Raw genomic sequence first — 21,383 nt, 5'->3', positions numbered from 1 at the left:
CGAGGACAGGCGTGACTGACCTTAACCGCCGATCAGCGCGAGGGCGAACGCCGCGGCCACGGTGCCAGCCAGCGCGCTGCCGTACACCAGCACACGCGCGCCGCGCCCCGCGTGGACGCCGATGTCGTGCAGGCTGTGGAAGATGCGGTGCACCGCGTGCCAGAAAAACAGCGACACCACCACGAAGAGGAAGGCCTTGGCCAGCCAGTGCTGCGCGAAGGCACGGGCCGCCCCGTAGGAGAGCGCCGCCTCCGGCATCAGCCCCAGCGGCACCGCGAACACCAGCACGAACACCAGCGCGGCGCCGATCAGCGCCGCGAGCATGCCGCCAGCGCCAAAGAGCAGCCAGAACACCGGCTCGTTGCTGCGCTTGAGTTGATCGCTCATCCCTGCCCTCCGTTCGCCAGCAAACAGAAAAAGCCGACCACCGCGAAGCTGGCGACCAGCATCGCCGCGAGGCCGACCGCGCTGATGGTCGAGCCCGGTACCTTGCGCCCGCCCACCCGCACGGGCGGCAGCGTGCGCGGCATGATCAGGAACCAGCTCACGCCGTGGTAGAGCAGCATCACGAGGATCAGCCCGTTCAGCAGCAAACCCGGCACCGACGCGAGAAACGCGGTGAACCCGCCCCACGCCGCCTCGCCTGCGGCCAACGCAAAGAGCCCCGCCAGCATCTCAAGCGCGAACAGCCACACGAACACGGCCGTCCCCTCGTGCGCCATGTACTCGATAAAGAACGGGTCGCGCTTGAACCAGCCGTCCATAGGCCGGACATACGGCCTGCGTTTGCTCATCGGCAGCCTCCTTGCTTGGGCGCTGGGCGCAGGAAACGGAAGAAGTAGTCGCGCGCGCTGTTCATCTTGTTGACGTTGACCGCGTTGGCCGGGTCGACCATCTTCGGGCACACCTCGGAGCAGTAGCCGACCGCAGTGCAGTTGAACACGCCAAGCTCGGCGTTGATCATCTCCATCCGTTCCGCCTGCCCGCCGTCGCGGCTGTCGAGGTTGTAGCGGTGCAACAGCGCAATGGCGCCGGGGCCGAGGAAGTCGGGGTTGAGGCCGACCTGCGGGCACGCCGCGTAACAGAGCCCGCAGTTGATGCAGCCGGCGAACTGCGCGTAAAGGTCCATTTCCTCGGGCGTCTGCAGGTACTCGCCGTCTTCCAGCGCGCGCATCTCGCGCGGGATCAGGTAGGGTTTGACCTTCTGAAGCTTGTCGATAAAGCCGTCCATCACCACCACCAGGTCGCGCTCGATCGGGAAGTGCGCGAGCGCCTCGACCGTCACCCGCTCCGGGTAGTCGCGCAGGAAGGCCTTGCACGCGAGCTGCGGCTTACCGCCTATCATCATCCCGCAACTGCCGCAGATCGCCTGCCTGCACGACCAGCGGAAACTCAGCGTGCCGTCGAGCTCGTCCTTGATGTAGTTGAGCGCGGCGAGCACCGAAGTATCGTCACCGTACGGCACCTGGTACTCCTGCCACACCGGCGCCTCGTCCTGTTCGGGGCGGTAGCGCAGCACCGCGACCGTCTTTGTCTGCCCGGTCATACCGCACCTCCCTGCGCGGCCTGCTCCGCCGCGTGCTGCGCGGCGCCGTAGGCGCGCACCGCCGGCGGCGAGCGGGTGATTTTCACGTCCTGGTAACTGATCTGTGGCACGCCATCGGCGGCGCGGGTGGAGAGCGTGTGCTTGAGGAAATTCACGTCGTCGCGCGCCTCGAAGCCATCCAGGCGCTGGTGTGCGCCGCGCGACTCGCGCCTGAGCAAGGCCGAGTGCGCCATCGCGCGCGCGACCTCCAGCTGGTAACCCAGCTCGATCGCCAGCAGCCACTCGCTGTTCCACACGCTCGAGCGGTCGGTGAGCCGCACCCGCGTGTAGCGCTCAGCCAGCTCGGCGAGCTTGTCGCAGGTCGCCTGCATCCGCTCGCCGGTGCGGTAGATGCCGCAGCCCTCTTCCATGCTCTGCGCCATCTCGCGGCGGATGTCGGCGATGCGCTCGCTGCCGTCGCCCGTGAGCAGCGCACGGGCGGGCGTTGCCGCCGCCTCGGCCAGCTGCAGCAGGCGCGCGCTGTCGGCGCGGCTTGCCTCGCGCGCATAGCGCATCGCCGCCTCGCCGGCGCGCTTGCCGAACACCGACAGCTCGGCCAGCGAATTCGACCCCAGCCGGTTGGCGCCGTGGATGCCGACGCTCGAACACTCGCCGGCGGCGTAGAGGCCGGGCATCGGCGACGCGCAGCCGCCGTCGACTAGGATGCCGCCCATGGTGTAGTGCACCGCCGGGCGCACCGGGATCGGTTCGCGCGCGGGGTCGATGCCCATGAACTCGCGGGCCAGCTCGCAGATCTGCGGCAGCCGCTCGTGCAGCCGCGCCTCGCCCAGATGGCGCAAATCGAGGTGCACCACCGGCCCGTAGCGGCCGTCGACCGTACGCCCCTTCTGCATCTCATGCCAGAACGCCTGGCTTAAGCGGTCGCGCGGGCCCAGCTCCATATACTTGTTGCGCGGCTTGTCTTCGGCCGGCCCCAGGCCATAGTCCTGCAGGTAGCGGTAGCCGTCGCGGTTGACCAGCACCCCGCCCTCGCCGCGGCACGCCTCGGTGAACAGCAGGCCGGTGCCAGGCATGCAGGTCGGGTGGTACTGCACGAACTCCATGTCGCGCAACGGCACGCCGTGCCGGTACGCCACCGCCATGCCGTCGCCGGTGACGATGCCGCCGTTGGTGTTCTCGCGGAACACCCGCCCGGCGCCGCCGGTGGCGAACACCACCGCGCCGGCTTCGATCAGCGTGAATTCGCCGCTGGCGATCTCGACCACCAGCACGCCGGCGGCGCGACCCTCATCGACGATCAGGTCGACCAGGAAATACTCATCGAAGCGGCGGATGGACGGATAACGCAGCGAGGTCTGGAACAGCGTGTGCAGGATATGGAAGCCGGTCTTGTCGGCGGCGAACCAGGTGCGCTCGATCTTCATGCCGCCAAACGCGCGCACGTTGACGTGGCCGTCCGCCTTGCGGCTCCACGGGCAGCCCCAGTGCTCGAGCTGCACCATCTCGCGCGGGCACTCGCGCACGAATTCGTCGACCACGTCCTGCTCGCACAGCCAGTCGCCGCCGGTCACGGTGTCGGCGAAGTGGTGGTCGAAACTGTCGTGCGCCTGCACGACGCCGGCCGACCCGCCCTCGGCCGCCACCGTGTGGCTGCGCATCGGGTAGACCTTGGACACCAGCGCGATGGTCTGCGCCGGGTCGCTTTCTGCGGCGGCGATCGCCGCCCTGAGCCCGGCACCGCCGGCGCCGACGATCACCACGTCGGCCTTGAATACTTGCACGCTGCCCACCTCCCCTTTTTTACTGTTCTTGCCGCGCACGCGCCCAAGCGCAGCGCTGAGGCTGAATCTAGCAAACGACTGGCAGCGCGCAGTTGACCCCCGTCAATAGTGCGCAAGGCATGCGCCCGCAAAAAAGCCCGGCCTTGCGGCCGGGCAACACTTGGAGAATCGTGGAAATCGGGGCTGGGCAGGTTTAGCCGAACGCCGGCAGAGACGGCGTTACAAGCGGCCGCCCTTCGGCGAGCCACGCGTCGTAACCACCGAGGATCGAGGTGACGTTGCGGTAGCCCATCTCTTTGAGCGCGCACGCGACCAGCGCGGCACGCCCGCTGGTCTTGCAATAGACGACGATCGCGAGCTCGGGCGACGCGTATTCGGGCGTGGCCGAAAACTTGAACTCGACGAGGCCGCGCGGGATATTGACCGCACCCGCGAGGTGGCCGGCGGCGTATTCGTCCGCCTCGCGCACGTCGAGCAAAAGGTCCGCCCGCGCGATTGCCTCCGCCGCCTCCTTGGGATTGATCTCGCGGATGCGCGCCTTCGCCTCCGCAACCATCTGCTGTGCAGTCTTCACTTCATGGCTCCTTTGCCGTCTTTTGAATTGTCACGGCCGCGCCGCGAGTTGCGCGCGCAAGGCCGCAGCGTCGGCCACGTAGGCGATGCGATCGACCTTCCCCCCGCGCACATGCACGACGGTGACCGCATCCTGCCTGCGTGGCAGCCCCCCGGCGGCCTCCGGCTTGTAGGCGAGCGCGACGTCGAACCCGAGCTCGCGCAATTTCGGCAAGGCGAACATGCGGGTGATCACCGACGGCATGCCGCTGATATCCGCCACATGCACGACGGCAGGCGGCCGTTGGGTCTTGTCCGCCGCGAGCACCTCGTTGACCAGCGCGCTGGTCGCCTTTTGCGCGCTGAACAGCACCACCCGGGTATCAGCGCCGACCGTCATCGGCAAGCCATGCTGGTTTTCCAGCGCAAGCGAGGGCAAGGCGCTGCCCGGCACCAGCGGCGCCGCCAGCGCGGCCATCGGCATCAGGACAAGGAAGGAAGCGGCGGCAAGCCGCCGGCAGGCGTAAAGAATCATCGGTTTCATCCGTTCATGGGCCACCTGGGTGCGGTGGCGATACCTTGCCTGACCGAGCGCGCGCACCCGCGTTCCCTTATGTAATATTTGTTAACGCTTACCGATGACAAAGGCGATTCGCGCTAACACAGCCGCCAGGCGGCCAGCAGCAAGGCTACCGGCACCGCCGGCGCGCCCAGCAGCACGCGCGGCAGCAGACTGAGCGGAACGAAGCCGACCCCACGCACAAAGGCCGCGCTCATCGCCCAGAACGCGGCAAGTGCCGCCAGATGGTCGGCGCGCCCGTCGCTACCCGCGAGCAGTGCCGGGTAGACGGTGAGCCCCAGCATCAGCGCGAGGCCCACCACAAGCAGCGGCACGCTGCTGCGAGCCTTGCCTTCAGTCATCGTGCCGGCGCAGCGGATGACCGAGCGAGGCGGCGCGCGCGTCCTCGTTCTCGCCCCACATCGCGTTGAGGATGGCCAAGAGCACGGCAAAGCCGATGCCCAGCGTCCAGGCGAAATACCACATAAGCTTCCTTTCCCGCGCTCAGTACGCGCTATGGCTGTTTTCCTTCACGTACGCGGCAGTCACCTTGCCGCGCATCACGCTGTACGCCCAGCGCGTGTAAAGGATGATGATGGGCATGAAGATCACCGTCGCGACCAGCATGATGAACAGGGTGCGGTGACTGGAGACGCTGTCCCACACGGTCAGGCTGGCCGCCGGATCGAGGCTGGACGGCATCACGAACGGGAACATCGACACCGCCGCCGTGCCGATCACGCCGGCCATCCCCAGCGCCGAGCACCAGAACGCGGCAAAGGTGCGCCCGCCGCGCACCAGCAAGAGCGCGAGGACAAAGCCCAGGTAGCCCGCCACCGGCACCAGCATGGCCGCCGGGGTGCGCGCGTAGTTGGCGAGCCACGCGCCCGGCACTACGGCGACGGTCTTGGCCAGCGGGTCGGGCAAGGCGGCCGCATCGAGCGCCGAGGTAATCACATAGCCGTCGATGCCGCGCGCGAGCCACAGCCCGGCGACGCTGAACGCGGCAAGCGTCACCAGCGCGCACGCCTGCGCAGCGCGCGCGGCGCGCGCCTGGATCACGCCCTCGGTGCGGTGCGCAAGGTAGACCGCGCCGTGGCAGGTGATCATCGCGCTCGAGACCACGCCGCACAGCAGGCCGAACGGGTTGAGCAACTGCCAGAAACTGCCTTCGTAATGCGACACCAGATTGGCATCGAAGCGGAACGGCACGCCCTGCAGCAGGTTGCCGAACGCAATGCCGAACACCACGGGCGGCACGAAACCGCCAATGAACAGCCCCCAATCCCAGGTCGAGCGCCAGCGCGGGTTATCGATCTTGCTGCGGTAGTCGAAGCCGACCGGCCGGAAAAAGAGCGCCCACAACACCAGCAGCATCGCCCAGTAAAAGCCCGAGAACGCGGTGGCGTACACCAGCGGCCACGCGGCGAAGATGGCGCCGCCGCCGGTGATGAACCACACCTGGTTGCCGTCCCAGTGCGGGCCGACCGTGTTGATGATCACGCGCCGCTCGATGTCGCTGCGCCCGACAAAGGGCAGCAACGTGCCCACCCCCATGTCGTGCCCGTCCATCACGGCGAAGCCGACCAAGAGCACGCCAACCAGCAGCCACCACAGCAGTTTCAGCGTCGGGTAGTCAATCAGTTCCATATGTATTCCCTCAGTGCGCCGCTTCGTTGGCGTAGCGGCCGGTGCCCAGGCTGCCCGGCCCCTGCCGCGCGAACTTCACCATCAGGTAGACCTCGACGATCAAAAGCACGGTGTAGAAGCCGACAAACCCTGCCAGCGAGCCGTATAGCGACTGGGCCGACAGCGTCGACACCGACAGGTGGGTCGGCAGCACGCCGTAGATGGTCCACGGCTGGCGGCCGTACTCGGCAACAAACCAGCCGACCTCGCACGCGAGCCACGGCGCGGGCAGGCTGTAGAGCGCCGCCTTCAGCAGCCAGCGGCGGCGGTCGAAGCAGCCCTTGACCGAGAACCACAGCGCCGCGCCGAACAGCGCGAGCATCCAGAAGCCCAGACCCACCATCGCGCGGAACGCCCAGAACATCGGCGCCACCTTCGGGATGGTGTCGCGCGCGGCCAGGGCGATCATCTGCGGCGTCGCCTGCGCGACATCGGCGCTGTATTTCTTCAGCAACAGGCCAAAGCCCAGGTCGGCCTTGTGCGCCTCGAACTTCGCCAGCGCCGCGGCGTCGTTGCGGTTCGCGCGCAGCGCCTCAAGCGCCTTCACCGCGTGGATGCCCGACTCGATGCGCCGCGCATTCTTCTCGACGATCTCGTGGATGCCCGGGATCTGCTTGTCGAGCGAGCGGGTACCGATGATGCCCATCACCCACGGGATCTCGACCGCCCAGTCGTTTTTCATCTCGACCTCGTTCGGCCACGCGATGAGGTTGAACGACGCCGGCGCGGGCTCGGTATGCCACATCGCCTCCATCGCCGCGAGCTTGGTCTGCTGCGCCTCGCCCACCGTATAACCCGACTCGTCGCCCAGTACGATCACCGAGCACACGCTGGCGAAGCCGAACGCCGCCGCGATGCGGAAGCTCTTCTTGGCGAACTCGGTGTCGCGCCCCTTGAGCAGATACCAGCTGGAGACGGCCAGCACGAACATCGCGCCGGTCACGTAACCGGCCGACACCGTGTGCACGAACTTGGCCTGCGCGTCCGGGTTGAACACCACCGCCCAGAAGTCGGTCATCTCCATGCGCATGGTGTGGTAGCTGAACTCGGCACCGACCGGGTTCTGCATCCAGCCGTTGGCGATCAGGATCCACAGCGCCGACAGGTTGGTGCCGACCGCCATCAGGAGCGTCACCAGCAGGTGCTGCTGGCGCGACAGCCTGTCCCAGCCGAAGAAGAACAGGCCGATGAAGGTCGACTCGAGGAAGAACGCCATCAAGCCCTCGATCGCCAAGGGCGCGCCGAAGATGTCGCCGACGTAGTGCGAGTAGTACGCCCAGTTGGTGCCGAACTGGAATTCCAGCGTGATGCCGGTGGTCACCCCGAGCGCAAAGTTGATGCCAAAAAGCTTGCCCCAGAAGCGGGTCATGTCCTTGTACACCTGCTTGCCGGTCATCACGTAGACCGACTCCATGATCACCAGCAGCCAGACCATGCCGAGGGTCAGCGGCACGAACAGGAAGTGGTACATCGCCGTCGCCGCGAACTGCAGCCGCGACAGCTCGACCACGCTATCGATTGCCATTCATTTCTCCTTGTTGTGATACGGCGCCGGTCAGCACGCGCGCGACGGAGGCACTGTCGGCTTCGACGCGAGTATCGCGCACGAAAGCCCACCACAACAGCGCGAGCACCAGCAGCTTGACCACGACCACCAGCACCAGGTGGTCGCGCAGCTTGCGATCGTTCGAATCCATCCTGCCTCCTTAGGCGCGCGGCCGGCTGCCGCGACGCGTACCCGTTAACAATAAGCGTGCCAACGACTTGTGCATAAAAACGGTCTTGAGAATCAGTCGCTTGCATGACAGAAGGGAAAAATTCCGCCGGACGGCACTGCCACGACCGCCACAACTGGCAGATAATGGCAGTCAACTAACAGGACAGGCCGAACGATGACAGACGATAGATTCCTGCGCGGCTACCTCGACACCTTGCCCGAGCCGCACATCCTGTGCGACGCGCACTACCGCATCGTGCACGCCAACCCGGCCTACCACGCGCGCTTCGGCGACGGCCGGGCGCTGGCCGGGCGCACCTGCTACGAGGTGTCGCACCGCTACAGCGCGCCTTGCGAAGCGTGCGGCGAGAGCTGCCCCTTGCGTGAAGCGCTCGCGCGCGGCCGCCCGCACCATGTGGTGCACCTGCACCACGGCTGCGGCGGCAAGGAGTACGTCGACATCGAGCTGACGCCGATCACCGACGCGCAAGGCCGCCTCGAGTGCTTCATCGAGAAGATGAACCCGCTGCCCGCGCACGCGCATACCGGCGCCGGGCTGGTCGGCGAGGCGCCGGCGTTCACCCGCATGCTCGACCGCCTGGCGCGGGTCGCGCCCAGCGACGCCGCCGTGCTGCTGCTGGGCGAGTCGGGCACCGGCAAGGAATTGACCGCGCAGGCCATCCACGCGGCGAGCCCGCGTGCCGCGCGGCCGCTGGTCACCGTCGACTGTACCGGCCTGCCGGAGACGCTGATCGAGAGCGAGCTGTTCGGCCACGAGAAAGGCGCGTTTACCGGCGCGGCCAGCCGGCAGGTTGGCCTGGCGGAAGCGGCCGACGGCGGCACGCTGTTTCTCGACGAGATCGGCGACTTGCCGCTGCCCATGCAGGCCAAGCTGCTGCGCCTGATCGAGACCGGCACCTACCGCCGGCTGGGTTCGACCCAATGGCGGCGCACCGACGTACGCGTCGTCTCGGCGACCCATCGCGACCTCGCGGCGATGGTCGAAGCCGGCGCGTTCCGCGCCGACCTCTATCACCGGCTAGCCACCTTCCCGCTCTACCTGCCCGCACTCAGGGAGCGTACGGGCGACATCCCGCTGATCGCGCGCGGCCTGCTCGAACGCCACGCGCCTTCGATGAAACTGGACGATGGCGCGCTCGCGCTGATCGCCGCCCAGCCCTTTCCCGGCAACATCCGCGAGCTGCGCAACGTGCTGGTGCGCGCCTGCCTGCTCGCCGACGGCCACACGCTGGACGCGGCCACCGTGCGCGAGGCACTCGCGCTCGGGCTCGCCGCCGCCCCCACCCCGGCATCCGACGCGCGCACGCTCGAACATAGGCTCGCCGACACCGCCCATCTGGGACGCAAGGCGCAGGCGCTGGCGCTGGGCATCAGCGAACGCACGCTGTACCGCCTGCTCAGGCAGGGCAGCGCCCGGGTCCATCAGGATGACACGGCGAAAGGGTGACGGCGCGCCCAGACTTTCGCATCGGTGCGAGTTTCAAAGGCGCGGGTTTGTGAAGGGTAGCCCCGGCGGCGAATGATCGCCTGAATCTGGTCGGGGCCCCGTCGGATGATGCTGGCCATACTGATCCTCCAGAAGTGGATGTGCGTATAGCGAAGCTGCAATGCGGGAAGGGGCGGGAGATTTGCGGTAGGCTGCAGCGAGTGCAGCAAAAATGCAGCAAAAAAGGCGGCGCAAAGCAAAAAGCCCACCTAATGGCGGGCTAAATGCTTGAATCTATTGGCTCCCCGAGCAGGGCTCGAACCTGCGACCTGCGGATTAACAGTCCGTCGCTCTACCAACTGAGCTATCAGGGAATATCGAAGGCCGGATACTAAATGCATCCGGCCTTCGGGTCAACCCCCGCCCTCAGGGCTGGGGGCTGGACGGCTTAGCCGTTGTTGCGGGTCTCGACCTGCATCAGTTCGACCGGAGCAGCTGCCGGTTCGTCCTGGCGGCTACGCAGCACGTCGCTGCGGCGCGGGCCTTGCTGCACTTCTGGCAGCGGCGCCTCGTCGGCAGCTCGTGCGTCGGCGCGGGTCGACACCATCACCAGACCACCCAGGTCGGCCGGCTCAGCCGCCACTTCCGCGGCAACCGGCGCTACGGCTTCCGCGGCAAGCTGCACGGACTCGGCCAGGACCGGCTCGGCGGCCACTTCGGCGGCCACTTCGACCACCTCGGCGTCTTGCGCCGGCACGGCCTGCTCAACCACGGCCACCACCTCTTCCACCACCGGCTGGACGGCTTCCTGCACCGGCTGCGGCGCTGCGGCCACCACGGCTACCGGCTCGATCGGCTGCGGCTCGGCGACCACCGTCGCCTCGACGACCTCGGCCACTTCAGCCACCGGTTCGGCCACTGCGGCGGCAGACGCTGCCACCACGGCCGGCTCGGCCACGGCTTCGGCACGCACCTCGACCTGCACCAGTTCCGCCACCGGCTCGGCCTGCGGCTGCTCCGCGACCTCGACTACGGCGACCACCCCGGCAGCGACGGCACCCTCGGCCGGCGCCACGGCGTCGGTCGGCTGCTCATCACGGCGGCTGCGGCGGCTGCGGCGGCGGCGGCGTTCGCCACGCTCCTGGGCCTCGCCGGCTTCGGGTACCGGTGCGGCCTCAGGCTGGATGGTTTGCGCTTCGGCGTTCAGCGGCAGCGTCTCCTCGACGGCCGGTGCCTCGCGTTGCGGCTTCTCGCGGCGGCGCGGCTGTTCGGCCGGACGCGGCTGCGCTTCCGCCTCGGGTGCACCCTGCTGCACTGCGCGCTCTTCCTGCTGGCCGCGCGACTTGTCGCGATTCGGATCGCGTTCGCGGCGCTGGCGCGGCGCACGCGGCTCGCCCGGGCGCTGCTCGCTGGCGGCGGCTTCCGGACGGGCCTCTTCTGCCTGGCCCTGGCGGCGCGGCTCCTGATTGTTGCGGGCGCGGCGCTCGTCGTTGCGGCGCTCGTCGCCACCGCGCTCGCGGCGCTGCTGGTTGCCCTGCTGGCGGCGCTCGCCGTTACGCGGCTTGCGCGCGTCGCGGGCAGGCTTGGCCTCTTCGGCAGGCGCAGGCTTCACCGGCTCCGGCTCGCCCTTGAACCAGGCAGCAATGCGGGCAAACAGGCCTTGCGGTGCCGGCGCGGCGACCGGCTGTTGCGGCGCAGCCGCTGCGACAGGCTTGGCGGGCGCTTCTTCGGCGACCGGGGCCGGCTGCTGCGGGGTAATGCCCTTGACCGCCGGCTCCATGCGCTCGACCTTGGCCTTGGGCTGGCCGAACGGCGCGCCGGCTTCTTCTTCCGGCGCCTCGACACGGCGGTAGCTCGGCGCGTCGCCGACTTCGCCCATGTCGTCGTGGCGCACGCGCACAATTTTGTAGTGCGGCGTCTCCAGGTGCATGTTCGGGATCAGCAGCACGTGCACGCCCAGGCGCTCTTCCAGCGAGTAAAGCTCGGTACGCTTCTCGTTGAGCAGGAAGGTCGCGACGTCGACCGGCACCTGCGCGTGGACGGCGCCGGTGTTCTCCTTCATCGCCTCTTCCTGGATGATGCGCAGGATGTGCAGCGCCGACGATTCGGTGCCGCGGATGAAGCCGATGCCGTGGCAACGCGGGCACGGGATATGGCTGGATTCGCCGAGGCTGGGCTGCAGGCGCTGGCGCGACAACTCGAGCAGGCCGAAGCGCGAGAGCTTGCCCATCTGCACGCGGGCGCGGTCGTGGCGCAGCACGTCGCGCAGCATGTTCTCGACGTCGCGCTGGCTCTTCGGATTCTCCATGTCGATGAAGTCGATCACCACCAGACCGCCGAGGTCACGCAGGCGCAACTGACGCGCGATCTCTTCGGCCGCCTCGAGGTTGGTCTTGAGCGCGGTCTCCTCGATGTCGGCACCCTTGGTCGCACGCGCCGAGTTGACGTCGATCGACACCAGCGCCTCGGTGTGGTCGATCACGATGGCGCCACCGGACGGCAGCTGCACGCTGCGCGAGAACGCGGTCTCGATCTGGTGTTCGATCTGGAAGCGCGAGAACAGCGGCACCGTGTCGGTATAGAGCTTCACGCGGCCGACGTTGTTCGGCATCACATGCGCCATGAACTGGCGCGCCTGCTCGAACACCTCGGGCGTGTCGATCAGGATCTCGCCGATGTCGGTCTGGTAGTAGTCGCGGATCGCGCGGATGACGAGGCTGCTCTCCTGCAGGATCAGGAACGGCGCCTTCTGCGCGCCGGCGGCCGCGTCGATCGCGCTCCACAGCTGGGCCAGGTAGTTGAGGTCCCACTGCAGCTCTTCGTAGCTGCGGCCGATACCGGCGGTGCGCGCGATCAGGCTCATGCCCGGCGCGACCTCGAGCTTGGCCATCTGCTCCTTGAGTTCCTGGCGCTCTTCGCCCTCGATGCGGCGCGAAACGCCACCGCCGCGCGGGTTATTCGGCATCAGCACGAGGTAACGGCCGGCCAGGCTGATATAGGTGGTCAGCGCCGCGCCCTTGTTGCCGCGTTCGTCCTTTTCAACCTGGACGACGACTTCCTGGCCTTCGCGCAGTACGTCCTGGATGCGCGGACGGCCGCCTTCATAGTTCTGGAAATAGGAACGGGCGACTTCCTTGAACGGCAGGAAGCCGTGGCGGTCAGTACCGTAATCGACGAAGCAGGCTTCCAGCGAGGGTTCGATCCGGGTGATCACACCCTTGTAGATATTCCCCTTGCGCTGTTCCTTGCCTACCGTCTCGATATCGAGGTCGACCAGGCGCTGCCCGTCGACGATGGCGACACGAAGCTCTTCGGCCTGTGTCGCGTTGAACAACATCCGTTTCATGGGTGGTTCCTTGCGCAGCACTCACGCAAGGTTCGCGGCAAGTATTTGACGGCCCAGTGTCTGTTGGATGGGCGCTAACCGAAAGAAGTGTCAGTAAAGAACGAAATGCTGCGATATGCGTAGCCGACTTCTCGAAGTGCTCATTCGCGCGAAACCCGCTGCCGCTTCCCGCAAACGGGAGGCGACACCTAAAGACGCGGGCGCCGACCGTTACAGTATCGACGCCCCAAAAATGCTGTGAGGGCTTCGCGCCGGGTCAAACTTTGCCGCATGACTCCCGGACTGGCTTGGCGTCCGGGAATGGATGCTCGTGAGTGCGCGGTGCTTACAAATGCATTACCATCGCTACTTTTTGGTGAGCGAGACAACCCTTGGCTGTGTCCGGCCGCAGCGGTCATCAGGCCAGGGCTTGACCCTGCCGGACCGCGCTTGAAAGCACAGCAGCGCCGAACACCCGTCTTGTCCGTCAGGCATTCGACCTTAATCTCTTCCGGAATTCACTAGCGCCCGCCGGCGCCCGGTTCTGCCGGGCCTTGCCAAGCGTGGCGAAGCTTGCGAAGTATAAGCAATATGACAGATATACGCAAAGAGTCCGTCTCTTTCGTCCAGATCGACGAAGAAGACGCCGGGCAGCGCATCGACAACTACCTGGTGCGCATCCTCAAGGGGGTGCCCAAGAGCCATGTCTACCGCATCCTGCGCTCGGGCGAAGTACGGGTAAACAAGGGCCGCGTCGACGCCGCCTACCGCCTCGTCGCGGGCGACAACGTGCGCCTACCGCCGGTGCGCACCGCCAGCCGCGAGGCGGCGCAGACCTTCGTCCCGGAAGGGCACTTCCCGGTGGTATACGAGGACGACGCGCTGCTGGTGATCGACAAGCCCGCCGGCGTCGCCGTGCACGGCGGCAGCGGCGTGTCGTTCGGCGTGATCGAACAACTGAGGCGCGCGCGGCCCGAGGCGCGCTACCTGGAGCTGGTGCACCGCCTCGACCGCGAGACTTCGGGCCTGCTGATGATCGCCAAGAAGCGCTCGGCGCTGGTCAAGCTGCACGAGATGATCCGCAACGACGTGCCGCAAAAGCGCTACTTCGCGCTGGTGCTCGGCCAGTGGCCGGACAAGCTGCGCCACGTCAAGCTGCCGCTGTTCAAGTGGCACACCCCCGAGGGCGAGAAACGGGTACGCGTGCAGGAAGAAGGCGGCCAGTACGCGCATACCATCTTCAGCGTACTCGAACGCTACCGCGGCTTCACCCTGGTCGAGGCGTGGCTGAAGACCGGCCGCACCCACCAGATCCGCGTGCACACGCAGGCGAATGGCTGCCCGATCGCCGGCGACGAGCGGTACGGCGACTTCGCGCGCAACAAGACGCTGGTACGCGACGGCCTCAAGCGCATGTTCCTGCACGCGCACAGCCTGAAGCTGCCGCACCCCCTGACCGGCGAACCGCTGGAGCTGTCCGCCCCGCTGCCGAAAGAACTGGCCGCGTTTACCGCCCGTCTGGAGAAACAGCCATGAAGCTCGAACTGATCGTCTTCGACTGGGACGGCACGCTGATGGATTCGACCGCGCATATCGTGCGCTCGATCCAGCGCGCCTGCGAGGCGACCGGCCTGCCCGTCCCGGAGCGCGCGGCGGCCAGCCACGTGATCGGCCTCGCGCTGCCGCGTGCGCTGGCAACCGCCTGCCCCGGCCAGAGCAACGAGGCGTACCGCGCGCTGGAAGACGCGTATCGCCGCGCCTACCTGACCGGCGAGGAAACCATCGAACTCTTCGACGGCGTCGCCGACGCGCTCGCACGCTGGAAGGCGCGCGGCGCCCTGCTCGCGGTCGCCACCGGCAAGAGCCGGCGCGGCCTCGACCGCGCACTCGCGGCCACCGGCCTCGCCGGTCTGTTTGACGCCACCCGCACCGTCGACGAGTGCGCGTCCAAGCCGCACCCGCAGATGCTCGCCGAGATCACGGCCGACCTTGGCGTCGACGCGGCGCGCACGGCGATGGTCGGCGACACCAGCCACGACCTTTTGATGGCCGCCAACGCCGGCACCCACGCGCTGGGCGTCAGCTACGGCGCACATCCGGTCGACACCCTCGCCGCGTGCCAGCCCGCCGCCATTTTCGATAACTTCGCCGCGCTGGACGCATGGCTGACGCCGCGCCTGTACTGATCTGCGCGGGCAGCGCGCTCAAGGAACGCGGCCTTGCCGTGCGCTTGGAGGCGAGGCTCGGGGGCGAAACGCGGCCCGCCTTCGTGGTGCGCTACCAGGGCCGCGTCTACGGCTGGGTCAACGCCTGCCGTCACCTGCCGCTCGAACTGGATTTGATCGACGGCAAGGTGTTCGACCGGGACGGCGCGTTCCTGGTGTGCAGCGCCCACGGCGCGCTGTACGCGCCCGACAGCGGCCTGTGCGTCGCCGGGCCGTGCGCGGGTGCGTCGCTTCTACCGGTTGCCGTACACGAAAATGACGCAGGGGTTTATCATCTGCCGGAAAACCATACTCTGACGACGGACGCCACGTGAACGAACAACCCGACTGGGAACGCGAACTAATCACCAAACTTGCCGGTGCTGCACTGAAGGAGCAGACGCGCGCGCGCCAGTGGAAGATCTTCTTCCGCCTCGCCTGGCTGGCGGTCGCCGTCGCGCTGATCGCGCTCGCCGTCAGCGGCCGCAACCAGGACAGCCAGAATCGCCTGCTCGACGGTACGCACACCGCCGTGGTCGCCCTCGAAGGTGCGATCAGCAGCGAGAACGACAGCAGCAACCGCCTGCTCGAAGGCCTGGAAGCCGCGTACCGCGACAAGGGCACGCGCGGCATCATCATCCGCGCCAACAGCCCCGGCGGCAGCCCGGTGCTCTCCGGCATCGCCTATGACGAGATCCGTCGCCTGAAGAAGGCGCACCCGGACATCCCGCTGGTGACCGTGGTCGAGGAAGTGTGCGCGTCCGGCTGCTACTACATCGCGGCGGCCACCGACCGCATCTACGCGGACAAGGCGTCCATCGTCGGCTCGATCGGCGTACTCTCCGACGGCTTCGGCTTCACCGACGCGATGCAGAAGCTCGGCGTCGAACGCCGGCTGGTGACCGCCGGCCAAAACAAGGGCATGGGCGACCCGTTCTCGCCGGCCAACCCGCAGCACGAGGCGATCCGCCACGAACTGGTCGACACCATCCACGGCCAGTTCATCCAGGCGGTGAAGAGCGGCCGCGGCGCGCGATTGCAGGTTTCGGACGACACCTTCTCCGGCCGCGTCTGGCTGGGCGCGCAGGGCAAGCAGAACGGTCTCGTCGACGGACTCTCGTCGGTGCGTCAGGTCGCACGCGACGAGTTCAAGGCCGAGAAGCTGGTCGAATTCACGCAGGAAGAAGGCTTCGGCAAGCGCGCCGCGCGTTTGCTGGGCGTCGAGTTCGCGCAGGGGTTCGCAACCCTGTTCGGTACGCGCTTTTACTGAGCCGGAGCCGCCGTGAGCCGCCGACGCCGCCGACACGAGGAAGAACACGAGAACCACGAGCGCTGGCTGGTTTCCTACGCCGACTTCATCACCCTGCTCTTCGCATTCTTCGTGGTGATGTACGCGGTGTCGCAGGTGAACGAGAGCAAGTACCGCTCGCTCTCCAGTGCGCTGGTCGACGCCTTCGGCACCTCGCCGCTGGCGCTGCAAAGCAAGCCCTCCGGCAGCGCGAACACCCAGATCGCCGCGCCTGACGCCAAGTACATCGCGCGCAAGGTCGCCTCGCAACCGGTGCCGCCGAAGACGCAGGCCGACCGGCTCGAGCGCACGCTTAACGAAGTGCTCGCGCCGCTGTCGGCCAACGGCCAGGTCAAGGTCAGCCGCAAAGGCGACGACATCCAGGTCGACATCCGCGACAACGCGCTGTTCCCGGTCGGCCAGGCGACGCCGTCGCCCGAGTCGATCCGGCTGGTGACCGCGCTCTCCGGCGTGCTCGTACCGCTGGACAGCCCGATCAAGGTCGAGGGTTTCAGCGACAACGTGCCGATCCGCAACGCGAACTACCCGTCCAACTGGGAATTGTCCGCCGCGCGCGCCGGCAGCGTGGTGCGCCTCTTGCAGGAGAACGGCGTCGCCGCCGAGCGCCTGGTCGCGATCGGCCGCGCCGAGACGCGCCCGCTCGCCGACAATACAAGTGAACAGGGCCGCGCGCAGAACCGGCGCGTCGCGATCACCATCCTGGCACGCGGCAAGGAAGAGCTGGCCGCGCTGCCCTCTACCCTCACCGAAGACGCTTCCTCGCCCACCCCTCTACGAGGTACACAATGAGCACCGCGATCGCCGACAGCGCACTGGACCAACTGTTCAACCTGGCACGCACCCACCATCACTGGCAGGCACGCCGAGTCAGCGACGCGATGCTGCGCCAGCTCTACGCAATCGCAAGCCAGGGGCCGACCAGCGCCAACAGCTGCCCGGGCCGCTTCGTGTTCCTGAGCTCGCCCGAGGCCAAGGCCCGGCTCGAGCCGCACCTCGCCCCCGGCAACGTCGCGCAGACGCTGCAGGCGCCGGTCACCGTGATCGTCGCCGCCGACCGCGAATTCTACGAAGCGCTGCCGACGCTCTACCCGCATACCGACGCCAGAAGCTGGTTCGCCGGCAACGACGTGCTGATCGAGGAGACCATGCTGCGCAATAGCAACCTGCAAGGCGCCTACCTGATGCTGGCCGCGCGCGCACTCGGCCTCGACTGCGGGCCGATGTCGGGCTTCGACAAGGCGGGCGTCGACGCCGAATTCTTCGCCGACGGACGCTGGCGCAGCAACTTCCTGATCAACCTGGGCTACGGCGACGCGAGCCGCCTGCACCCGCGGCTGCCGCGCCCGGCCTTCGACGAAGCGTGCCGGATCCTGTAGGATCAGCAAGTTTGCATAAATAGGGCATCACGCCCGCACCCGCCATGCTCTACAGCCTGCTTCGCCCGCTCCTGTTCAGCCTCGACGCCGAGACCGCCCACCGCCTGACGCTGGGCGCGCTGGACAGGGCGCACGCCCTGCAACTGGACACCCTGTTGGGGAAGAAGCCCAAGCGCCTCCCCGTCAAGGCGATGGGGCTGACCTTCCCCAACCCGGTCGGCCTTGGCGCCGGGCTCGACAAGGACGGCGCGCATATCGACGCGCTCGCCGCCCTGGGCTTCGGCTTCATCGAGATCGGCACCGTCACCCCGCGCGCGCAGCCGGGCAACCCCAAGCCGCGCCTGTTCCGCCTGCCCGAGCACCAGGCGGTGATCAACCGCATGGGCTTCAACAACCTGGGCGTCGACAACCTGGTGCGCAACGTCGAGGCGAGCCGCTTCAAGGGCGTGCTCGGCATCAATATCGGCAAGAACGCCGACACGCCGATCGAACGCGCCACCGACGACTACCTGAGTTGCTTCGACAAGGTCTACCCGTGCGCGAGCTACGTGACGGTGAACATCTCGTCGCCGAACACCAAGAACCTGCGCCAGCTGCAGCAGGGGCAGGAGCTCGCCGCGCTGATCGCGGCGCTCAAGGCACGCCAGGCGCAGCTGGCCGACACGCACGGCCGCTACGTGCCGTTCGCCGTGAAGATCGCGCCCGACCTCGACGACGACGCGGTGCGCGACATCGCGCGGCTGCTCGCCGAGCACGAAGTCGACGCGGTGATCGCGACCAACACCACGCTGTCGCGCGACGCGGTCGCCGGCCACCTGCACGCGGACGAGGCCGGTGGCCTGTCCGGCGCGCCGGTGCGCGAGCGCTCGACCGAAGTGATCCGCACCCTCGCGCAGGAACTCGGCGGGGCGATGCCTATCATAGGGGTGGGCGGCATCCTTGACGGAACCGATGCCGCACGCAAGATCGAAGCCGGCGCCACCCTCGTCCAACTCTACAGCGGGCTGATCTACCGGGGCCCGTCCCTGGTCGGCGAATGCGTCGACGCGATCGCGCGACTGAACAATACGGGCGCCACAAGCGTCCAGGCCTGAAAGACACAGCAATGAAAAAAATCCTGCCCGCCACCCTCTTTGTCGCCGCTGCGCTGGCTGTCACCGGCTGCGCTGCGCCTTCGGACTCGGCGGTGGTCTACAAGCGCGGCCAACTACAACAGCCGCAGACGGTCGAATTCGGCCAGGTGGTCTCGGTACAGAACGTGAAGGTCGAAGGCGAGAAGAATCCGCTGCTGACCCTGGGCGGCACCGCGATCGGCGGCATCGCCGGCAGCAATATCGGCGGCGGCTCCGGCTCGACGGTCGGCGCGATCGCCGGCGCGATGATAGGCGGGCTCGCCAGCGAGTCGATCCAGCAGGGCGTGGGCACCAAGAACGCGCTGGAAGTCACCGTGCGCCTCGACCGCGACGGCCGCATGATCTCGGTGGTGCAGGACGGCGACCTGCCGCTGGTGGCAGGCCAGCGCGTGCGCATCCTGACCGGCGCCGGCACCATGCGCGTGGTCCCAATGTAAAGTAGTGCCGATGTAACCTCGGGCGCCTCAGAACGGCGCCCAGACACCATCCGCCAGCCGCTCGAGCGGCTTGAAACGCGACTTGTACACCATCTTGCGGCACTCGCCGATCCAGTAGCCAAGGTACAGGAAGGGCAGGCCCAGCTCGCGCGCCCAGCGCGCCTGCCACATCACGCTGTAGTTGCCGTAGCTCGCGCCGGGCACGTCCGGGTCGTAGAAGGTGTACACCGCCGACAGCCCGTCCTCCAGCCGGTCGATCAGGCTGACCATGCGCACTGTCTCCCCTTCGCAAAATTCGACCAGCACGCTGTCGACCCGGCTTTTCAGGATGAACTCGCTGTACTGCTGGCTGCCGTCCTCGCTCATGCCGCCGCCGGGGTGGCGCGCGCACTGGTAGCGCCGGTACAGCTCGAAGTGGCGCGCGTCGAACGCGAGCGGCAGCACCCGCACCGTCAGGCCTTGGTGGCGACGCCAGGTGCGCCGCTGCGCGCGGTCCGGCACGAACTGCGCCGCGCGCAGCCTGACCGGCACGCACGCCTCGCACCCCTCGCAGAACGGACGGTAGGTGTAATAGCCGCTGCGCCGGAACCCCATGCGCACCAGCTGGCTGTAGAGCGCGGCGTCGATCGCCTCCACCGGGATCGCGACCTGCGAGCGCGCCTCGCGCCCGTCGAGGTAGCTGCACGGGTAAGGCGCGGTCGCGTAGAAATGCACGACCGACTGGCTGGCGTCACGATGGCTCATTGCGGAACCTGTAATGCCAGAGCCCGGCCGGCTGCGGCTGCGCCACCAGGCCTGCGAGCGTCGCAACAAAGCGTTGCCGCGGGATGAGCGCTGCGCCGAGCGAGGCGAGGTGCGGCGTGTGGAACTGGCAGTCGATCATCGAAAAGCCGTTCGCCTGCAGGTGGCGCGCCATATGCACGAAGGCGATCTTCGACGCGTCGCGCGCACGGTGGAACATCGACTCGCCGTAGAACATGCGCCCGAAGGCGACGCCGTACAGGCCGCCGACCAGCTCACCGTCCATCCACGTCTCGAAAGAATGCGCGTGGCCGACACGATGGAGCGCGACGTAGGCGTCGACCATCTCGTCGACGATCCAGGTGCCGCCCTGCCCTTCGCGCGGAGCGGTGGCGCACGCGCGGATCACCGCCTCGAACGCGCTGTCGCAGCGCACCTCGTAGGCGCGGTTACGCAAGGTCTTGTCCAGCGAACGGCTGACTTTCAGGTCGCCGGGCAACAGCACCATGCGCTCGGACGGCGACCACCACAGGATGGGCTCGCCGCGGGAAAACCACGGGAAGATGCCCCGGCCGTACGCACGCGCAAGCCAGGGCAGGGTCAGCTCGCCGCCGGCGGCCAGCAGGCCGTCCGGGTCTTCCTGCGCGGTATCGACCGGCGGAAAGGCCGGCGACGAGCCGAGCCAGGGAATCATCGCTTGCCCGGTGCGCGCCTGGACTGGCACTCGGCGCATTCACCGTACAGGTACAGCGAATGGTCCTGGATCGCGAAGCCGTGCTGCTTGGCGATGCGTTCCTGCAGGCGCTCGATCTCCGGGTCGAAGAATTCGGTGACGGTCCCGCATCCGACGCACACCATATGGTCGTGGTGGCCGCCCTGGTTCAGTTCGTAAACGGCCTTGCCGGATTCGAAATGGTGGCGCACCAGGATGCCCGCCTGCTCGAACTGGGTGAGCACGCGGTAGATGGTCGCGAGGCCGATGTCGACCTCGTCCGAGAGCAGCTTGCGGTAGATGTCCTCGGCGGACAGGTGGCGGGTCTCGCTGTTCTCGAACAGTTCGAGGATGGTCAGGCGCGGCCCGGTTGCTTTCAGGCCGATATCCTTGAGGTGACTGGCTTTGCTCATCGTGTCATGACTGGTGCGGTGATTCTCTGTATCATAAAGGCTTTTAAACGTTTACCCAACCCGGTTCTGCCGGCGCGCACACGATGACCAAGATCCTTTCCCTCGCCGCCGCCCTGCTGCTGACGGCCTGCAGTTCGGTCAACCCGATCAACTGGTTCACCCCGCACCGCATGGTGATCGAGCAAGGCAACGAATTGAGCGAAGCGGCCGTAGCGCAGGTCAAGCCGGGCATGACGCGCAATCAGGTGCGTTTCCTGCTGGGTACCCCGCTGTTGGCCGACCCCTTCCACGCCAACCGTTGGGACTACAGCTACCTGCGTGAAGTCCAGGGCAAGCCGACCGAGAAGGGCCTCGTCACCGTCGTCTTCAAGGACGACATGGTGGTCTCCGTCGAGGGTCGCGGCGAGACGCCGGCCAAACAATAAGACAGACACGGAAGAAA

Annotated in this window: 25 protein-coding genes and 1 tRNA gene; 10 read left to right on the top strand and 16 right to left on the bottom strand. The window is 67.4% G+C overall.

Going from position 1 to position 21,383, the window contains the following annotated elements:
- Positions 1–21: 21 nt before the first annotated feature.
- From frdD to cydP, 11 genes are all read right to left on the bottom strand, one after another.
- Positions 22–387, bottom strand: coding sequence for a fumarate reductase subunit FrdD (gene frdD, locus GZH52_RS06935; protein WP_163315761.1), 366 nt, complete (start codon positions 385–387; stop codon positions 22–24).
- Complete coding sequence (locus GZH52_RS06930) at positions 384–794, bottom strand: fumarate reductase subunit C (RefSeq protein WP_163315760.1); 411 nt, start codon at positions 792–794, stop codon at positions 384–386. Before GZH52_RS06930 ends, frdD begins: the two co-directional genes overlap by 4 nt.
- The gene (locus GZH52_RS06925; RefSeq protein ID WP_163315759.1) at positions 791–1,546 is read right to left on the bottom strand and encodes a succinate dehydrogenase/fumarate reductase iron-sulfur subunit; all 756 of its coding nucleotides are present in this window, start codon (positions 1,544–1,546) and stop codon (positions 791–793) included. The genes GZH52_RS06930 and GZH52_RS06925 overlap by 4 nt, the downstream gene beginning before the upstream one ends.
- On the bottom strand, positions 1,543–3,327 hold the full coding sequence (gene frdA / locus GZH52_RS06920) for a fumarate reductase (quinol) flavoprotein subunit (RefSeq protein WP_163315758.1): 1,785 nt from the start codon (positions 3,325–3,327) through the stop codon (positions 1,543–1,545). Before frdA ends, GZH52_RS06925 begins: the two co-directional genes overlap by 4 nt.
- A 193-nt stretch (positions 3,328–3,520) precedes the next feature.
- Complete coding sequence (locus tag GZH52_RS06915) at positions 3,521–3,901, bottom strand: rhodanese-like domain-containing protein (protein ID WP_163315757.1); 381 nt, start codon at positions 3,899–3,901, stop codon at positions 3,521–3,523.
- A 30-nt stretch (positions 3,902–3,931) separates the two neighbouring features.
- Complete coding sequence (locus tag GZH52_RS06910) at positions 3,932–4,414, bottom strand: hypothetical protein (RefSeq protein ID WP_163315756.1); 483 nt, start codon at positions 4,412–4,414, stop codon at positions 3,932–3,934.
- A gap of 122 nt (positions 4,415–4,536) precedes the next feature.
- Entirely contained in the window at positions 4,537–4,800 is a 264-nt protein-coding gene (locus GZH52_RS06905; protein ID WP_163315755.1) for a cyd operon YbgE family protein, read from the bottom strand.
- A complete protein-coding gene (cydX, locus tag GZH52_RS06900; protein ID WP_136552903.1) occupies positions 4,793–4,924 on the bottom strand; it encodes a cytochrome bd-I oxidase subunit CydX in 132 nt (43 codons plus the stop codon). Before cydX ends, GZH52_RS06905 begins: the two co-directional genes overlap by 8 nt.
- Before the next feature lie 18 nt (positions 4,925–4,942).
- Positions 4,943–6,088: a cytochrome d ubiquinol oxidase subunit II gene (cydB, locus tag GZH52_RS06895; RefSeq protein WP_163315754.1), complete on the bottom strand. Its 1,146-nt coding sequence runs from the start codon at positions 6,086–6,088 to the stop codon at positions 4,943–4,945.
- Between the two features lie 10 nt (positions 6,089–6,098).
- Positions 6,099–7,652: a cytochrome ubiquinol oxidase subunit I gene (locus GZH52_RS06890; RefSeq protein ID WP_163315753.1), complete on the bottom strand. Its 1,554-nt coding sequence runs from the start codon at positions 7,650–7,652 to the stop codon at positions 6,099–6,101.
- Positions 7,639–7,824 (bottom strand): cytochrome oxidase putative small subunit CydP, encoded by a 186-nt coding sequence (cydP, locus tag GZH52_RS06885; RefSeq protein WP_163315752.1) that lies wholly within the window; start codon positions 7,822–7,824, stop codon positions 7,639–7,641. Before cydP ends, GZH52_RS06890 begins: the two co-directional genes overlap by 14 nt.
- Positions 7,825–8,019: 195 nt before the next feature.
- Here cydP and GZH52_RS06880 point away from each other — a divergent pair, with 195 nt between their 5' ends.
- The gene (locus GZH52_RS06880) at positions 8,020–9,312 is read left to right on the top strand and encodes a sigma-54 interaction domain-containing protein (protein WP_163315751.1); all 1,293 of its coding nucleotides are present in this window, start codon (positions 8,020–8,022) and stop codon (positions 9,310–9,312) included.
- Positions 9,313–9,589: 277 nt separating this feature from the next.
- Here the strand turns inward: GZH52_RS06880 and GZH52_RS06875 are convergent.
- Together GZH52_RS06875 and GZH52_RS06870 are read right to left on the bottom strand one after the other, a co-directional pair.
- Positions 9,590–9,665 (bottom strand) — tRNA-Asn (locus tag GZH52_RS06875).
- Between the two features lie 74 nt (positions 9,666–9,739).
- A complete protein-coding gene (locus tag GZH52_RS06870; protein WP_203525658.1) occupies positions 9,740–12,637 on the bottom strand; it encodes an Rne/Rng family ribonuclease in 2,898 nt (965 codons plus the stop codon).
- A gap of 570 nt (positions 12,638–13,207) precedes the next feature.
- Between GZH52_RS06870 and GZH52_RS06865 the strand changes: the two genes are divergently transcribed.
- From GZH52_RS06865 to GZH52_RS06830, 8 genes are read left to right on the top strand one after another with little or no spacing between them, the layout of a single operon-like run.
- Complete coding sequence (locus tag GZH52_RS06865; RefSeq protein WP_163315750.1) at positions 13,208–14,152, top strand: RluA family pseudouridine synthase; 945 nt, start codon at positions 13,208–13,210, stop codon at positions 14,150–14,152.
- Positions 14,149–14,802: an HAD-IA family hydrolase gene (locus GZH52_RS06860; protein ID WP_163315749.1), complete on the top strand. Its 654-nt coding sequence runs from the start codon at positions 14,149–14,151 to the stop codon at positions 14,800–14,802. The genes GZH52_RS06865 and GZH52_RS06860 overlap by 4 nt, the downstream gene beginning before the upstream one ends.
- Positions 14,778–15,155 carry a Rieske (2Fe-2S) protein gene (locus GZH52_RS06855; RefSeq protein WP_163315748.1) on the top strand — a complete coding sequence of 126 codons (378 nt, stop codon included), beginning with the start codon at positions 14,778–14,780 and terminating at the stop codon, positions 15,153–15,155. Before GZH52_RS06860 ends, GZH52_RS06855 begins: the two co-directional genes overlap by 25 nt.
- The gene (locus GZH52_RS06850) at positions 15,152–16,090 is read left to right on the top strand and encodes a S49 family peptidase (RefSeq protein ID WP_163315747.1); all 939 of its coding nucleotides are present in this window, start codon (positions 15,152–15,154) and stop codon (positions 16,088–16,090) included. Before GZH52_RS06855 ends, GZH52_RS06850 begins: the two co-directional genes overlap by 4 nt.
- Before the next feature lie 12 nt (positions 16,091–16,102).
- A complete protein-coding gene (motD, locus tag GZH52_RS06845) occupies positions 16,103–16,918 on the top strand; it encodes a flagellar motor protein MotD (RefSeq protein ID WP_163315746.1) in 816 nt (271 codons plus the stop codon).
- Positions 16,915–17,505: a malonic semialdehyde reductase gene (locus GZH52_RS06840; RefSeq protein ID WP_163315745.1), complete on the top strand. Its 591-nt coding sequence runs from the start codon at positions 16,915–16,917 to the stop codon at positions 17,503–17,505. The genes motD and GZH52_RS06840 overlap by 4 nt, the downstream gene beginning before the upstream one ends.
- A gap of 44 nt (positions 17,506–17,549) precedes the next feature.
- Positions 17,550–18,599: a quinone-dependent dihydroorotate dehydrogenase gene (locus GZH52_RS06835; RefSeq protein ID WP_163315744.1), complete on the top strand. Its 1,050-nt coding sequence runs from the start codon at positions 17,550–17,552 to the stop codon at positions 18,597–18,599.
- Positions 18,600–18,610: 11 nt separating this feature from the next.
- Entirely contained in the window at positions 18,611–19,075 is a 465-nt protein-coding gene (locus tag GZH52_RS06830) for an outer membrane lipoprotein (RefSeq protein WP_239058046.1), read from the top strand.
- A gap of 27 nt (positions 19,076–19,102) precedes the next feature.
- Here GZH52_RS06830 and GZH52_RS06825 read toward each other — a convergent pair whose 3' ends face one another.
- Genes GZH52_RS06825 through fur form a run of 3 tightly spaced genes read right to left on the bottom strand, consistent with a single transcriptional unit; the run spans position 19,103 to position 20,941 of the window.
- Positions 19,103–19,819 (bottom strand): arginyltransferase, encoded by a 717-nt coding sequence (locus GZH52_RS06825; RefSeq protein ID WP_163315742.1) that lies wholly within the window; start codon positions 19,817–19,819, stop codon positions 19,103–19,105.
- On the bottom strand, positions 19,806–20,510 hold the full coding sequence (gene aat / locus GZH52_RS06820; protein WP_163315741.1) for a leucyl/phenylalanyl-tRNA--protein transferase: 705 nt from the start codon (positions 20,508–20,510) through the stop codon (positions 19,806–19,808). Before aat ends, GZH52_RS06825 begins: the two co-directional genes overlap by 14 nt.
- On the bottom strand, positions 20,507–20,941 hold the full coding sequence (gene fur, locus GZH52_RS06815) for a ferric iron uptake transcriptional regulator (protein WP_163315740.1): 435 nt from the start codon (positions 20,939–20,941) through the stop codon (positions 20,507–20,509). Before fur ends, aat begins: the two co-directional genes overlap by 4 nt.
- 83 nt (positions 20,942–21,024) lie before the next feature.
- Here fur and GZH52_RS06810 point away from each other — a divergent pair, with 83 nt between their 5' ends.
- The gene (locus GZH52_RS06810; protein WP_136552873.1) at positions 21,025–21,366 is read left to right on the top strand and encodes an outer membrane protein assembly factor BamE; all 342 of its coding nucleotides are present in this window, start codon (positions 21,025–21,027) and stop codon (positions 21,364–21,366) included.
- Positions 21,367–21,383: the final 17 nt, after the last annotated feature.

It is taken from the genome of Crenobacter caeni (assembly GCF_010435965.1).
Lineage (GTDB): Bacteria > Pseudomonadota > Gammaproteobacteria > Burkholderiales > Chromobacteriaceae > Craterilacuibacter > Craterilacuibacter caeni.
The sequence above is the reverse complement of the archived record's forward strand: the minus strand, read 5'-3'. Positions and strand labels throughout refer to the sequence as shown.